A 14,266-nucleotide genomic window follows, 5' to 3' on the forward strand; every position below is an offset into this window, starting at 1 on the left:
GGACTGCTCGCCGTCGCGCAGCGTGGTGTCGAAGATGATCAGCTTGTCGGCCATGATGGGCTCCGTGAGGATGCGATGCAGTGGAAACGAAACGGCCCGCGGGCTGAGAGCGCTGGCGGGCCGTACGTGCTGGAAACCGTTGACGAAGACGATCAGCGTGCCCGCGGCACTCCTAGAGGTAGCGACAGGATCGTCAGGAACGGAACCATGATGAGCAATATAGCACCGTTCAGCGGTGCAGCCCCTGCTCGTCGGGCTCGTCGGTGGACACGGCGATCACGCTGACGGGCTTGCCCTTGGCCTTGCGGTAGGCGTAGACCCCGTAGCCCGAAAAGCCGTAGACCACGAACAACGCGAACAGCACGGCCGGCGGGTGATAAGCGATCAGCGCAAAACCCAAGGCGATGGCGACCACCACCACGAAGGGCACGCTGTGCCGGAAGCTCACGTCCTTGAAGCTGTAGAAGGGCACGTTGGTGACCATGGTCAACCCGGCGTACAGCGTGAGCGCGAACGCCCCCCAGGTCAGCCAGTCGATGCGCGAGGCCCCGCGGTAGCCCAGGTCGTCCATCACCCAGATGAACCCCACCACCAGCGCCGCCGCCGCCGGGCTGGGCAGCCCCTGGAAGAAGCGCTTGTCGACCACCGAGATGTTCGTGTTGAAGCGTGCCAGGCGCAAGGCCGCACCGGAGCAGTAGACGAAGGCCGCGATCCAGCCCAGCTTGCCCAGGCCCTTGAGCGCCCACTCGTACATGATGAGCGCCGGCGCAGCGCCGAAGGACACCATGTCCGACAGGCTGTCCATCTGCTCGCCGAAGGTGCTCTGGGTGTTGGTCATGCGCGCCACGCGCCCATCCAGGCTGTCCAGCACCATCGCACAAAAGATGCCGACGGCCGCCAAGTCGAAACGATTGTTCATCGCCATCACGATGGCGTAGAAGCCCCCGAACAGCGCGGCCAGCGTGAACAGATTGGGCAGAATGTAGATGCCCTTGCGACGCGGACGGGGTGCGTCCTCGTGCAGGGGATCGGCGGTTTCCGTCGTCTCGTTCATCACTGCGGGAGGACGGCCAGGATGGTGGAAGTGGCCGCCACCTTGTCGCCAGGGGCCACGCGCGGCGTGGCATCGACCGGCAGGTAAACGTCCACACGGGAGCCGAAGCGGATGAAGCCGTAGCGCTGCCCCTTCTCGACCACATCGCCAGGCTTCACGTAGCACAGGATGCGTCGGGCGATCAGTCCGGCCACCTGCACCAGCGTCACGGTGTGCGCGCCCGACTCGATCACCACGGCATTGCGCTCGTTTTCCGTCGAAGCCTTGTCCAGGTCAGCGTTGATGAACAGCCCCGGGAAATATTGCACTTTCGCAACGCGGCCATCCACGCTGATGCGATTGGAGTGCACATTGAAGACATTCATGAACACGCTGATGAGCAGCGCATCACGGTCGGCATAGGGATCACGCACCTTTTCAACCTTGACGATGCGACCATCAGCCGGCGACAGCACCGCGCCCGGATCGGCCGGAACCGGCCGGGGCGGATCGCGGAAGAACTGCACCACGAAGGCCAGCGCCAGCCAGCACATAAAAGCCGGGAAGCCCGGCACGAAGAAGGAGGCAAAGACCGCCAAGAAAAAGGCGATGGCGATGAAAGGCCAGCCTTCCTTCGCGAGAAAGGGATGGGGATAGTTCATGGGCGCGAGGATACAACAGCCCGACGAGAAAAAAAGCCGCGAGGAAACCCCTCGCGGCTCGATCCGGCCAGAGGCAACGCCGCTCAGTTCTTGGACTGGTCGACCAGGCGGTTCTTGCGGATCCAGGGCATCATCGCGCGCAACTGCTCGCCCACCACCTCGATCGGGTGCTCGGCGGTCAGACGGCGGCGCGACAGCAGCGTTGGCGCGCCCGCCTTGTTCTCCAGGATGAAGCTCTTGGCGTACTCGCCGGTCTGGATGTCCTTCAGGCACTGGCGCATGGCCTGCTTGGTCTGCTCGGTGATCACGCGCGGACCGGTGACGTATTCGCCGTACTCGGCATTGTTCGAAATCGAGTAGTTCATGTTGGCGATACCGCCTTCGTAGATCAGGTCCACGATGAGCTTGAGCTCGTGCAGGCATTCGAAGTAGGCCATTTCGGGGGCATAGCCGGCTTCCACCAGCGTTTCGAAGCCGGCTTTGATCAGCTCCACCGTGCCACCGCACAGCACCGCCTGTTCACCAAACAAATCGGTCTCGGTCTCTTCGCGGAAGCTGGTCTCGATGATGCCCGCCTTGCCGCCGCCATTGGCCGCCGCGTAGCTCAGCGCCAGGTCGCGGGCCTTGCCGCTCTTGTCGGCATGCACAGCGATGAGATGAGGCACGCCACCGCCTTGGGTGTAGGTGGAGCGCACGGTGTGGCCCGGCGCCTTGGGCGCGACCATCCACACGTCCAGATCCTCGCGGGGGACCACCTGCCCGTAATGCACGTTGAAACCATGCGCGAAGGCCAGCGAGGCCCCCTGCTTGAGGTGAGGCTCGACATCGTTCTTGTACACGCTGGCGATCTGCTCGTCGGGCAGCAGGATCATCACCACGTCGGCGGTCTTCACCGCCTCGGCGATCTCGGCCACTTTCAGGCCGGCCTTTTCGGCCTTGGCCCAGGAAGCGCCGCCGCGGCGCAGGCCGACGGTCACCTTCACGCCGCTGTCGTTGAGGTTCTGAGCATGGGCATGGCCTTGCGAGCCATAGCCGATGATGGTGACGTTCTTGCCCTTGATCAGGCTCAGGTCGGCGTCCTTGTCGTAGTAGACCTTCATGGTGTTCTCCAGGTTGTCCGGGGGGGTGGTTCGGTGGATCAGACGCGCAAAATCCGCTCACCGCGGCCGATGCCGCTGGTGCCGGTGCGCACGGTCTCGAGGATGGCGGTGCGCTCGATGGCCTCGATGAAGGCGTCGAGCTTGGCGGCGTCGCCGGTCAGTTCGATGGTGTAGGTCTTCTCGGTGACGTCGATGATGCGTCCTCGGAAGATGTCGGCCATGCGCTTCATCTCCTCGCGCTCCTTGCCCACCGCGCGCACCTTGATGAGCATGAGCTCGCGCTCGGTGTAGCTGCCTTCGGTCAAGTCCACCACCTTCACCACTTCGATCAGGCGGTTCAGATGCTTGGTGATCTGCTCGATCACGTCATCCGATCCCGTGGTGACGATGGTCATGCGCGACAGCGACGGGTCTTCCGTCGGCGCCACGGTGAGGCTTTCGATGTTGTAGCCGCGGGCCGAAAAGAGGCCCACCACGCGGGAGAGGGCGCCGGCCTCGTTCTCCAGCAGCACTGCAATGATGTGTTTCATGGGTCGTTGTTCGCGCTCTTCAGGCCGACGGCGGTAACCGGCGGCCCTTGGCCACGTCCTTCGAAGGGGTGATTGTCGTTGCGGAGCCGTTCGCCACGTCCGGCCGGCGCCTGACGCCACGCGGCAACGTGGCGCCCTTGCCGGCCTTGCCGTGGGTCACAGGTCTTCGGAGCCCAGCAGCATCTCCGTGATGCCCTTGCCCGCCTGGACCATGGGCCAGACGTTCTCGGTCGGATCGGTGCGCACGTCCAGGAAGACCGTGCGGTCCTTCAGGCGCATCATCTCGCGCAGCGCCGGCTCCACCTCCGAGGGCTTCTCGATCTTCATCCCCACATGGCCATAGGCCTCGGCGAGCTTGACGAAGTCGGGCAGCGCGTCCATGTAGCTGTGCGAGTAGCGGCCGCCGTAATCGAGCTGCTGCCACTGGCGCACCATGCCCAGGTAGCGGTTGTTCAGCGAGATGATCTTGACCGGCGTCTGGTACTGCTGACAGGTGGAGAGCTCCTGGATGCACATCTGGATGGAGCCCTCGCCGGTGATGCAGAACACGTCGGCATCCGGCTTGGCCAACTTGATGCCCATTGCATAGGGCAGGCCCACGCCCATGGTGCCCAGCCCCCCGGAGTTGATCCAGCGGCGCGGCTCGTCGAAGCGGTAGAACTGGGCCGCCCACATCTGGTGCTGGCCCACGTCGGAGGTGATGTAAGTCTCGCGGCCGCGGGTCATTTCCCAGAGCTTCTCGACCACGAACTGGGGCTTGATGACTTCGTCGGAGTGCTTGTACTTCAGGCACTCGCGCTTGCGCCATTCGTTGATCTGGCCCCACCAGGCCGCCAGCGCCTGGGCGTCGGGCCGGGTCTGGGCCTCGCGGATCTGAGCGATCAGTTCCTGCAGCACGTCCTTCACGTCGCCCACGATGGGGATGTCGACCTTCACCCGCTTCGAGATGGACGAGGGGTCGATGTCGACGTGGATGATCTTGCGTTCCACAGAGGCAAAGTGCTTGGGATTGCCGATCACGCGGTCGTCGAAACGCGCGCCCACGGCCAGCAGCACATCGCAGTTCTGCATGGTCATGTTGGCCTCGTAGGTGCCGTGCATGCCCAGCATGCCCAGGAAGCGCGGATCGGTGGCCGGGAAGGCGCCCAGGCCCATCAGCGTGTTGGTGCAGGGATAGCCCAGCAGGTCGACGAGCTCGCGCAGCTCGGCCGAGGCATCGCCCAGGATCACACCGCCGCCGGTGTAGATGTATGGCCGCTTGGCCTGCATCAGCAGTTGCACGGCCTTGCGGATCTGTCCGCCGTGGCCTTTGCGCACCGGGTTGTACGAGCGCATCTCCACGCGCTCGGGGTAGTGGAACTCGGCCGTCTTGAGCGACACGTCCTTGGGCACGTCCACCACCACCGGGCCGGGGCGGCCGGTGCGCGCGATGTGGAAGGCCTTCTTCATCGTCGCGGCCAGGTCCTTGACGTCCTTGACGAGGAAGTTGTGCTTGACGATCGGGCGCGTGATGCCCACCGTGTCGCATTCCTGGAAGGCATCCAGGCCGATGGCCGGCGTAGGCACCTGCCCCGTGATGATCACCATGGGGATGGAATCCATGTAGGCCGTGGCGATGCCGGTGATGGCATTGGTGACGCCCGGCCCCGAGGTGACCAGCGCGACCCCCACTTCGCCGGTGGCGCGGGCATAGCCGTCGGCGGCGTGCACGGCCGCCTGCTCATGGCGCACCAGCACGTGCTGGATGGTCTCCTGCTTGTACAGCGCGTCGTAAATGTAGAGGACGGCCCCTCCGGGGTAGCCCCAGATGTACTTCACGCCCTCGGCCTGGAGACAGCGCACCAGGATGTCGGAGCCGTTGAGTTCCTGACGGGAGGATTGCGGGGATGGCGCGCCATCGGAGGCGGCAGCGCGCTTGTGTTCCGCGGCAGACATGTCCATATGTCGAACCTTTCTGAATTTCTCTGACGAAAAACGATCGGTGCCCCTTTCCACGCCCTCGTGAGGCGGGTGTGGAGCCTGCGCGGTCATGAACGAGGCGCCCGGGTCGGGCGTCCGAGTCGAGACCCAATGTTGTGCAGGGCAGCATTATGACATTGCCGCGACGCACCGGCGCAGGGCGATGCGATAATTTCTGATTGTTTTCCGAGCGCGCCTGATCCGGCACTGTCCCTTGGCGACCGAACAAGAACTCAGCGACTTCCTCAAGGGGGCCGACAAGCGCGCCTTCAAGCGTGTCGTCTACGCGGTGCGCGATACCGATGCCGCGCTGGACATCGTGCAAGACGCCATGATCCGGCTGGCCGAGAAGTACGGCGACCGCCCGGCGGCCGAACTGCCGCTGCTCTTTCAGCGCATTCTGTCCAACGCCACCACGGACTGGTTCCGCCGGCAGAAGGTGCGCACGACAGTGATGCAGTCCTTTTCCGACCTCGAAGGGCATGATGGCGATGATGCGGTCGACCTGCTCGACACGCTCGAGGCGCTGCAGGCCACGCAGGGCACGGAAAGTGCTGCGGACGCGCTGTCGCGCAGCCAGGTGCTCCAGGCCATCGATGCCGAGGTGCAGAAGCTGCCACCGCGTCAACGGGAGGCATTTTTGATGCGTTACTGGGAAGAGTTCGACGTCGCCGAGACGGCTTCGGTGATGGGCTGCTCCGAAGGCAGCGTCAAGACACATTGTTCGCGCGCGGTGCATGCCCTGGCCCGCGCCCTCAAGGCCAAGGGGATCGTGCCATGAACCCAAACACCCTTCACCCGGCCGAGATCGAGGTCCTGGAAGCACGCCTGGGCCTGCGCATCGCGGCCCGACTGTCCGAGGTCGATGTGCCGGCCGACGTCAGTGAGCGCCTGCGGTTTGCGCGCACGCAGGCGCTGGCGCGCCGCCGCACCGCCGCGGCCGGGACCCTCCTGCCCATGGGCGCCGGCGGCACCGCCGTCCTGGGACACGGCAGCCGGACGAACCGCGATGGCCCGTCCTGGTGGGCGGCTGCGCTGGGCAGCCTGCTCCCGTTGCTGGCCCTGCTGGCCGGGTTGGCCCTGATCGAAGATTGGCACGCCGAGCGGCAGATCCGCCTGGCCGCCGAGATCGACGCGACCCTGCTGACCGACGACCTGCCCCCGGCCGCCTATGCCGACCCAGGCTTTCTGGAGTTCCTGAAGACCTCGCGGGAATGATGCGACGGACGGCCTCTTCCCTGGCTGGTGTGCTGACCGCCCTGCTGTGTGCCGCGGCGGGCGGGTGGGTCGCCGGCCTGCCCATGCCGGCACTGGCGCAGGCCACCGCCTCTGACGGCCCGCGCTGGAGCCGCCTGAGCCCGGCTCAGCAGGAGGCTCTCGCCCCCTTGCGCAGCGAATGGAACCGCCTGGATGGCGCTCGCAAACGTAAGTGGCTCGAGATCGCCGAACGCTTCCCCCGCATGAGCGAGGACGATCGGCGGCGTGTCCACCAGCGCATGCTTGAGTGGGTGCAGCTGTCGCCACAGCAGCGCACCCAGGCACGCATCAATTTCCAGTCCATCCATGAACTGCCGCCCGCTGAACGACTGAATCGCTGGGAAACCTATCAGGCGCTGTCGCCCGAGGAGCGTCGGGCCCTGGCCGCGCAGGCGCGTACGTCCGGGCCCGCCACGCGCCCCTCTTCCGAGCGCAGGAGCCTTGGGCGCGAGCGAACCGGCCTGGTGCCCCCTCCGGCGGCCAGCCGGGTAGCACCACAGCCCGTGACCCCCACCACGGCCCAGGTCCGCCCGGGCGCCACGACCATCCCGATCACCCAGCAGCCGATGCCACCGTGGCATCAGCAGGCCGGGCTGCCGAAGATCGCCACCTCCCCGGGCTTCGTCCATCCGAAGACCCTGCTGCCCTTGGCAGGCCCCCAAGGCGCCGCTGTCGTCGTGCCACCGAGCCGCAGCGCAGCCCCCACCACCCGTCCGAACGTCCCTTGAGCACGAATCTTTTCGCCCCTCCACGAACTCGCGCCCTTGCGCCCGCCGCCGCGCCAACGCTGCGCCGTCGCCTGGCCTGCCTGACCTACGAGACTGTGCTGCTGTTCGGCGTCGTGATGATCACCGGGCTCGTCTATGGCGTGGCAACGGGGCAACGCCACGCCCTTGACGGCCGCCTCGGGTTGGGCTTGTTCGTAACGACCGTGCTGGCGCTGTACTTCATCTGGTGCTGGACGCGCAGCGGGCAGACCCTGCCGATGCAGACCTGGCGCATCCGCCTGGAAGGCCCCGACGGCCGCCCCCCGGGCCTGGCCCGGGCCCTGGGCCGCTTCGTCTGCGCCTGGGTCTGGGTTCTGCCCGGCTTGGGCCTGGCCCATCTCCTGGGCTGGACCGGCAGCGGCTGGACCGTCTTCGCGGCCCTGGCAGGCTGGGCGCTCATCTACGCGTTTCTGAGCGGGCTGCGTGCCGACCGCCAGTTCTGGCATGACGCCTTGTGCGGCACCCGGCTGGTCCTCGTGCCACCCCCTAGCCGTGCCGGCTCCTGACATCGGTCGGCCACGACGGGGCGGCACAATCGGATCCATGACCAACCCGCACAAAGGCCGAACCGGCTTGGATCGCATCCTGCATGCCCTGCGCCACTCCCTGGACGGCCTGCGAATGGCCTACCAGGGCGAAAGCGCCTTCCGCCAGGAGTTCTGGCTGGCCGTCGTGATGGTGCCCGCGGCGTTCTGGTTGGGCCGCGACTGGGTCGAGACTGCCGTGCTGGCCGGTTCGGTGGCGCTGGTGCTGATCGTCGAACTGCTCAACTCTGGCATCGAGGCGGCCATCGACCGTGTCTCCTACGAGATGCACGAGCTGTCCAAGCGGGCAAAAGATGTCGCCAGCGCCGCCGTGCTGCTGTCGCTGCTGCTGTGCGCCGCCATCTGGGCGAGCGCCCTCCATGCCCGCTTCGCCGACCTCCTCTGAAACACCACCTCCATGAGCCCACCCACCTTCTCCCTGTGCGTGTACTGTGGCTCACGCCCTGGCGTGGACCCCGCGTTCGCCGACGCCGCCCATGCACTGGGTCGCCACTTGGCTCGCGCCGGCGCTCGTCTGGTCTATGGCGGAGGGCGAGTCGGTCTGATGGGCATCGTGGCCGATGCCGCGCTGGCCGAAGGAGGCACCGTGATCGGCGTCATCCCGCAGACCTTGATGGACCGGGAGGTCGGCCATCGCGGCCTGACCGAACTGCACGTGGTGCAGACCATGCACGAGCGCAAACGACTCATGGCCGAGCAGGCCGACGCGTTCCTGGCGCTACCGGGAGGTATCGGCACCTTCGAGGAGCTCTTCGAGGTCTGGACCTGGCGACAACTGGGCTACCACGACAAGCCCATCGGCCTGCTCAACGTGGGCGGCTACTACGACAAGCTGGCGTCCTTCCTCGCCCACACGGTAGAGCAGGGCTTCCTGAGTCTGGCACAGCTTGGTGTCCTCGAGGTGGGGACCGATCCCGCTGAACTGCTGCGGCGCCTGATGCACCAGGCCTGCCACGCCACCGCACCGGACGACTATCGACGCATCTGAAAGCCCCCGGCCCGCCCCGGGGTGGCCCACTGGGGCGTCGCGAACATTCAGATGGCCGCGTCGTCGGTCTCGCCCGTGCGGATGCGAACCACCTGCTCCACCGGTGTCACGAAAATCTTCCCGTCGCCGATCTTGCCCGTCTTGGCCGCCTTCACGATGGCCTCGATGCAGCGATCGACATCGTCGTCCTTGATCACCACCTCGACCTTCACCTTCGGCAGGAAGTCCACCACATACTCAGCGCCGCGGTAGAGCTCGGTGTGACCCTTCTGACGCCCGAAGCCCTTGACTTCGGTGACCGTCAGGCCCGTCACGCCCACATCGGCCAGGGCCTCACGCACCTCCTCGAGCTTGAAGGGTTTGATGATGGCGGTGATCTGCTTCATGGGTGCTCCGTGGTTCCTAGGTTCGATGCGAGTAGTTTACGCGCGGAACTTCGAGGTGATCGGATAGCGCCAGTCCCTGCCGAAGGCACGGTGGGTGATGCGGATGCCCACCGGCGCCTGGCGGCGCTTGTACTCGTTGATCTTCAGCAGCCGTATGACCCGCTCGACATCCTCTCGCGCATAGCCGGCCGCCACGATCTCCTCGATGCCCTGGTCATCCTCCATGTAGCGCTGCATGATCGCATCCAGCACTTCGTAGGGCGGCAGGCTGTCCTGGTCGGTCTGGTCGGGCCGCAGCTCAGCCGATGGCGGCCGCGTGATGATGCGCTCGGGAATCACCGGTCCGATGCTGCCGTCGGCCCGAGGCGTGGGCTGCTCATTCTTCCAGCGCGCCAGGCGGTAGACCAGGGTTTTGGCCACATCCTTGATCACCGCAAAACCGCCAGCCATGTCGCCATACAGCGTGCAATAGCCGGTGGCCATCTCGCTCTTGTTGCCCGTGGTCAGCACGATGCTGCCGTGCTTGTTCGACAAGGCCATCAGCAGTGTTCCGCGCACGCGGGCCTGGATGTTCTCCTCGGTCGCATCCTCGGCCAGCCCTGCAAACTCGGTGGCCAGCGCGGACTTGAAGGCCTCGAACATCGGCGTGATCGAGAATTCGTCGTAGCGCACCCCCAGGCGCTGCGCCATGTCGCGTGCATCGAGCCACGACATCGGCGCCGTGTAGGGCGAGGGCATCATCACCGCGCGCACCTTGTCAGCTCCAAGCGCATCGACGGCCACCGCCAGCACCAGCGCCGAATCGACGCCGCCGCTCAAACCGATGATGGCACCGGGAAAACCGTTCTTGCCCACGTAGTCTCGCACGCCCGTGACCAGGGCAGCCCAGACCTGAGCCTCCAGCGGAGGCAGCGGGTGCACCTCGCCGCGAATCCCCGAAGACGTGACCTCCAGCACCAGCAGATGTTCCTCGAACATCGGTGCACGGGCCTTCACCGTGCCATCGGCATCGATCGCGAAGGAGGCCCCATCGAACACCACCTCGTCCTGACCGCCCACTTGGTGGGCATAGATGAGTGGCAGGCCGCAGGCACGCGAGCGCTCGGCCATGCGCTGCTCGCGCTCATGGACCTTGCCCAGATGGTAGGGAGACGCATTGAGCACCAGCAGCACCTGGGCTCCGGCCTGTTGTGCACTGCGTGCCGGCTCGGCAAACCAGGCGTCCTCGCAGATGTTCAGGCCAAAGCGCACCCCCTGCACCTCGAACACCACGGGCCCCAACCCCAGCTCGCGCCCCGAAACGAAATAGCGCCGCTCGTCGAAGACCTGGTAGTTGGGCAGCTCCCGCTTGGCGTAGGTGGCCTGCACCTTTCCCCCCGCCAACACCGAGGCCGCGTTCACGCGCTGCGGCACGATCACGGACTTGGTCCTAAGATCCCCTGAACCAGACCCGGCCCGTGGATGCCCGACGACCACATGCAAGCCCTCCAGATCGGCCAGGCGCACCGCGCACTGCTGCAAGGCCTCCTCGCAGGCCTGCAGAAAGGCCGGCCGCAGCAGCAGATCCTCCGGCGGATAGCCGCACAGCGACAGCTCCGGCGTCACCAGCAGGCGCACCCCTTGTGCGTATGCCTGGCGGGCGAGGGCCTCGATGCGGGCCACGTTCCCGGGGAGATCTCCCACCCACGGATTGAACTGCGCTACCGCAACCTTCACGACGGCGTGTGTTGACATATGCAGGAAGAATTCAGTCCATCCGATTATGTCATCCGGGTCGTCGAAGACCCTTCGGAGATCGACGGCCCGGCCTGGGATGCGCTCATCGACGGCCTGCCAGGCGGCACGCCCTTCCTGCGCCACGCCTACCTGGCCGCCTTGCACCGATCCGGCAGCGCCACGGCGCACACCGGCTGGCTGCCCCAATACCTCACCCTGTGGCGCTACGGTGAGTTGCAAGGGGCCTGCCCGGCCTATCTGAAGTCGCATTCCTATGGAGAGTACGTCTTCGACTGGGCCTGGGCCGAGGCGCATGAACGCCATGGGCTGCCCTACTACCCCAAGCTGACCGCAGCCGTGCCTTTCACACCGGTGCCCGGTCCGCGCCTGCTGGCACGCAACACCGACACACGGCGCATCCTGCTGCGCGCCCTGCGCCTGAAGGCCGAACAGCTCGGCTTGTCGTCGGTCCATGTGCTCTTCCTATCGGAAGACGACGTGGTCGCGGCACGGTCCGAGGGCTGGCTGCTGCGCAGCAGCGTGCAGTTTCATTGGCACAACCGTCAAGCGCAGCCTTACGGAAGTTTTGAAGAGTTCCTGGCCGATCTGCACCGCGACAAACGCAAGAAGATCCTCCAGGAGCGGCGCCGTGTCGCCGATGCCGGCGTGGCGTTCGAGGTACGGGCCGGTCGCGAGATCGCCGAGGCCGACTGGGACTTCTTCTACCGCTGCTACCTGGCCACCTACCGCGCCCACCACTCCACGCCCTATCTGACGAGGGCCTTCTTCTCCGAGGTGGCTGCGACGCTGCCCGAGCACTGGCTGATGTTCATCGCACGACGCGACGGGCGCCCCATTGCCACCTCACTGCTCGCCCTGAATCCATCACAGGGCCTGGCCTATGGCCGCTACTGGGGCAGTCTGGAACCTCTGGCCTGCCTGCACTTCGAGGCCTGCTACTACCAGCCGCTCGCTTGGTGCATCGCGCGAGGCTACCGCCGCTTCGAGGGTGGGGCCCAGGGCGAACACAAGATGGCCCGCGGGCTGCGGCCGGTGACCACGCAGTCGGCCCATTGGTTGAGCCAGCCCGCCTTTGCTGAGGCGGTCGCCCGCTTTCTGGACCGGGAGGCTCTGGGCCTGGCCGCCTATATGGACGAATTGCGCGAGCGCGACCCTTTTCGCGCGATCCCCCACCAGGGAACCCGCCTCACTCCCTGAAGTCGCCGGCAGCCGCCCAGACGAAGCGCTCCGGCCTCAGGTACTTGCGCACCACCGCGTTCACCTCCTGCAGGCTCAGCTGCGCAATGCGCTCGTCCACAGCCTGGGAAACGGCGAAACGCCGCCCCAGCCGCAGGTTCTCGGCCAGTGCCGCGGTCAGATGACCATCCTGTGCACGGGACAAATGCCGCAGCGCCAGCAGCCCCTTGCGACCCGCCTCGAGCTCATCGGGCGTGAACCCCCCGGTGAGCACACGTGCGAACTCCTCATCGATCGCCCGTCGCACACGGCCAAGATTCTCCGGCGCGAAGATCACCGACAGTGACCAGACCGAATGCGGTTCCCAGGCGCTCCATTCCACATAGGTCTGGATCCCGTAAGACAGGCCCTCGGTCTCGCGGACCCGGGTCCACAACCGCGAACTGCCTCCTTGGCCAAGCAGGTAGTTCGCCAGCATCAAGGCCGGATAGTCTGGATCGCTATCGTTCAAGGGCAGCGGCAAACTGGCCCGCAGGTAGGCATTGCGCTGGTCTGGCGTGCGAAGGCGCTCGAAGCCCGGCTCGACCGTCACCATCGGACGCGGCACCCGCAGATAGGGTCCAGGGCTCTTCCATCCTCCCAGATGCGTGCGCAGGGCCTGCGTCACCGCCTGCTCGTCGAAGTCCCCCACGGCCGAGAACTGGGCAAACGACGCCCCGTAGAAGCGGCGGTGGAACGCCCGAACCTGTTCGATTTCCACGGCACGCACCCGGTCCATCTGGGTCGCCAGCGTGGGCACGTGCCGCACATCGTCTTCGGGATAAGGATGAAGCCGTCGCAGCACCGCGTTGTCCGCCAGCTCCTCCGGCGAGCGATGGGCCTCCTCCAGGCTCGCGAGCCATTGCCGCTTCACCTCGTCGAGCGCCGTGGCGTCCAGGGCGGGTTCGCGCAGCATCTCGGCCACGATCCCCACCAGAGCCGGCAAGTGTTCGCGCACCGTGCGCAAGGCCACACTGACGCCCCCAACGACTTCATGCACCGAGACGTCCGCACGCAACCGGTCCAGTTCATCGGCCAAGGCCTGGCGGGGCCGGTGCCTCGTCCCCTTGTCGAGCAATGCCGCCACCAAGGCGGCCACCTCGGCCTGCCCCCGCAGGTCCTGCACCGTACCGAAACGCAGATCCAGACGGGCATGCACGAGCTGTCCCCGCGTGGCCTTGGACAGCAAGGCCGCCTGCAATCCGTCGGTGACGGCCACCACCCGGGTGCGTGCGTCGATGTTTGCCGGCGAGGCCTCGAAGGTCGGCACCGCGGCCAGGCGCGAATCCCCGCGGTAGTCTTGGAGCATCCCGGCCACGTCGACGCGCCGGGGTTCGGGGGCACGTCGCAGCTCCTGCGTCGGCACATACCGCGCCACCGTCCGGTTGTCGCGCCGCAGATACTGTTCGGCCACCCGTTGCACCTGCTCAAGCTGCAGGTCGCGCATGCGGTCACGGGTCAGGAAGAACAGTCGCCAATCCCCCTGGGCAATCGACTCCGACAACGCGACCCCCACCGTCTCCGCATTGGCAAACGACAGCTCCCATTGCTTGAGCCAGCGCGCCTTGGCACGCTCCAGCTCCGAAGCCGTGATCGGATGGACGACCAGACCCTCGATCTCCTTCAGCATCATGCGCTCGGCCTCGATCAGGTCTTCCTCGGACTGCAACTGCAAGCCGAACAGCGCATACCCGGGATCCGCCAGTCCCTGCGTGAAGGCAAACGCGGCCGCCGCCTGCGACGTCTCCACCAGCGCACGATGCAGCCGTCCCCCTGGGCTGTCACCCAGGATGAGTGCCAGCGCACGCATCGCCGCATGATCCGGATGAGGGCCCGGCGGCACATGGTAGAGCGCATAGACCAGGGGCACGCCACCCGGGCGACGCAGCACGACCTCGCGCTCACCGTCCTGCACCGGGTCGAGCGTCGGCGCCGCCGGCAGCGGATGCTCCGGTTTCGGGATCGGGCCGAAAGACTCCTGGATCCAGGCCAAGACCTGCGCCGGGTCGAACAAGCCTGAGACGATCAAGGTTGCATTGTCCGGGCGGTAGTGTGTCCGATAGAAGCGTCGCAAGGCTGCGATGTCG

At 66.2% G+C, this 14,266-nt stretch carries 15 protein-coding genes; 7 read left to right on the forward strand and 8 right to left on the reverse strand.

Annotated elements, in window-relative coordinates:
* Nucleotides 1–229: 229 nt before the first annotated feature.
* The 5 genes from pssA to ACK42S_RS09450 form a co-directional block, all read right to left on the reverse strand.
* On the reverse strand, nt 230–1,054 hold the full coding sequence (gene pssA / locus ACK42S_RS09430; protein WP_409706140.1) for a CDP-diacylglycerol--serine O-phosphatidyltransferase: 825 nt from the start codon (nt 1,052–1,054) through the stop codon (nt 230–232).
* Nucleotides 1,054–1,695, reverse strand: coding sequence for a phosphatidylserine decarboxylase (locus tag ACK42S_RS09435; protein ID WP_409706143.1), 642 nt, complete (start codon nt 1,693–1,695; stop codon nt 1,054–1,056). The genes pssA and ACK42S_RS09435 overlap by 1 nt, the downstream gene beginning before the upstream one ends.
* An 83-nt stretch (nt 1,696–1,778) precedes the next feature.
* Nucleotides 1,779–2,795: a ketol-acid reductoisomerase gene (ilvC, locus tag ACK42S_RS09440; protein WP_409706146.1), complete on the reverse strand. Its 1,017-nt coding sequence runs from the start codon at nt 2,793–2,795 to the stop codon at nt 1,779–1,781.
* A gap of 38 nt (nt 2,796–2,833) precedes the next feature.
* Nucleotides 2,834–3,325: an acetolactate synthase small subunit gene (ilvN, locus tag ACK42S_RS09445; protein ID WP_019560315.1), complete on the reverse strand. Its 492-nt coding sequence runs from the start codon at nt 3,323–3,325 to the stop codon at nt 2,834–2,836.
* Nucleotides 3,326–3,481: 156 nt separating this feature from the next.
* Nucleotides 3,482–5,266 (reverse strand): acetolactate synthase 3 catalytic subunit, encoded by a 1,785-nt coding sequence (locus tag ACK42S_RS09450; protein WP_409706149.1) that lies wholly within the window; start codon nt 5,264–5,266, stop codon nt 3,482–3,484.
* 232 nt (nt 5,267–5,498) lie between these two features.
* Here ACK42S_RS09450 and ACK42S_RS09455 point away from each other — a divergent pair, with 232 nt between their 5' ends.
* The 6 genes from ACK42S_RS09455 to ACK42S_RS09480 are packed head-to-tail and all read left to right on the forward strand — an operon-like array spanning nt 5,499 to nt 8,841.
* A complete protein-coding gene (locus ACK42S_RS09455) occupies nt 5,499–6,065 on the forward strand; it encodes an RNA polymerase sigma factor (protein ID WP_409706152.1) in 567 nt (188 codons plus the stop codon).
* On the forward strand, nt 6,062–6,502 hold the full coding sequence (locus ACK42S_RS09460) for a DUF3619 family protein (protein WP_409706155.1): 441 nt from the start codon (nt 6,062–6,064) through the stop codon (nt 6,500–6,502). Before ACK42S_RS09455 ends, ACK42S_RS09460 begins: the two co-directional genes overlap by 4 nt.
* Nucleotides 6,499–7,269: a DUF3106 domain-containing protein gene (locus ACK42S_RS09465; protein ID WP_409706158.1), complete on the forward strand. Its 771-nt coding sequence runs from the start codon at nt 6,499–6,501 to the stop codon at nt 7,267–7,269. Before ACK42S_RS09460 ends, ACK42S_RS09465 begins: the two co-directional genes overlap by 4 nt.
* On the forward strand, nt 7,266–7,814 hold the full coding sequence (locus ACK42S_RS09470; protein WP_409706161.1) for an RDD family protein: 549 nt from the start codon (nt 7,266–7,268) through the stop codon (nt 7,812–7,814). Before ACK42S_RS09465 ends, ACK42S_RS09470 begins: the two co-directional genes overlap by 4 nt.
* Before the next feature lie 37 nt (nt 7,815–7,851).
* Complete coding sequence (locus ACK42S_RS09475) at nt 7,852–8,238, forward strand: diacylglycerol kinase (RefSeq protein ID WP_409706164.1); 387 nt, start codon at nt 7,852–7,854, stop codon at nt 8,236–8,238.
* A 12-nt stretch (nt 8,239–8,250) separates the two neighbouring features.
* Nucleotides 8,251–8,841: a TIGR00730 family Rossman fold protein gene (locus ACK42S_RS09480; protein ID WP_409706167.1), complete on the forward strand. Its 591-nt coding sequence runs from the start codon at nt 8,251–8,253 to the stop codon at nt 8,839–8,841.
* Nucleotides 8,842–8,888: 47 nt separating this feature from the next.
* On the opposite strand, the gene glnK is transcribed toward ACK42S_RS09480, so the two are convergent.
* Both glnK and ACK42S_RS09490 read right to left on the reverse strand, forming a co-directional pair.
* On the reverse strand, nt 8,889–9,227 hold the full coding sequence (gene glnK, locus ACK42S_RS09485) for a P-II family nitrogen regulator (RefSeq protein WP_409706170.1): 339 nt from the start codon (nt 9,225–9,227) through the stop codon (nt 8,889–8,891).
* A 36-nt stretch (nt 9,228–9,263) separates the two neighbouring features.
* Nucleotides 9,264–10,961, reverse strand: coding sequence for an NAD+ synthase (locus ACK42S_RS09490; protein ID WP_409706173.1), 1,698 nt, complete (start codon nt 10,959–10,961; stop codon nt 9,264–9,266).
* Here ACK42S_RS09490 and ACK42S_RS09495 point away from each other — a divergent pair, their 5' ends adjacent.
* Nucleotides 10,962–12,161: a GNAT family N-acetyltransferase gene (locus ACK42S_RS09495; protein WP_409706176.1), complete on the forward strand. Its 1,200-nt coding sequence runs from the start codon at nt 10,962–10,964 to the stop codon at nt 12,159–12,161.
* Here ACK42S_RS09495 and ACK42S_RS09500 read toward each other — a convergent pair.
* The coding region (locus tag ACK42S_RS09500; protein ID WP_409706179.1) for a M16 family metallopeptidase at nt 12,151–14,266 on the reverse strand (2,116 nt) is incomplete at its 5' end. The genes ACK42S_RS09495 and ACK42S_RS09500 overlap by 11 nt on opposite strands.

The sequence above is a fragment of the Caldimonas sp. genome (assembly GCF_046289365.1).
GTDB lineage: Bacteria > Pseudomonadota > Gammaproteobacteria > Burkholderiales > Burkholderiaceae_C > Caldimonas.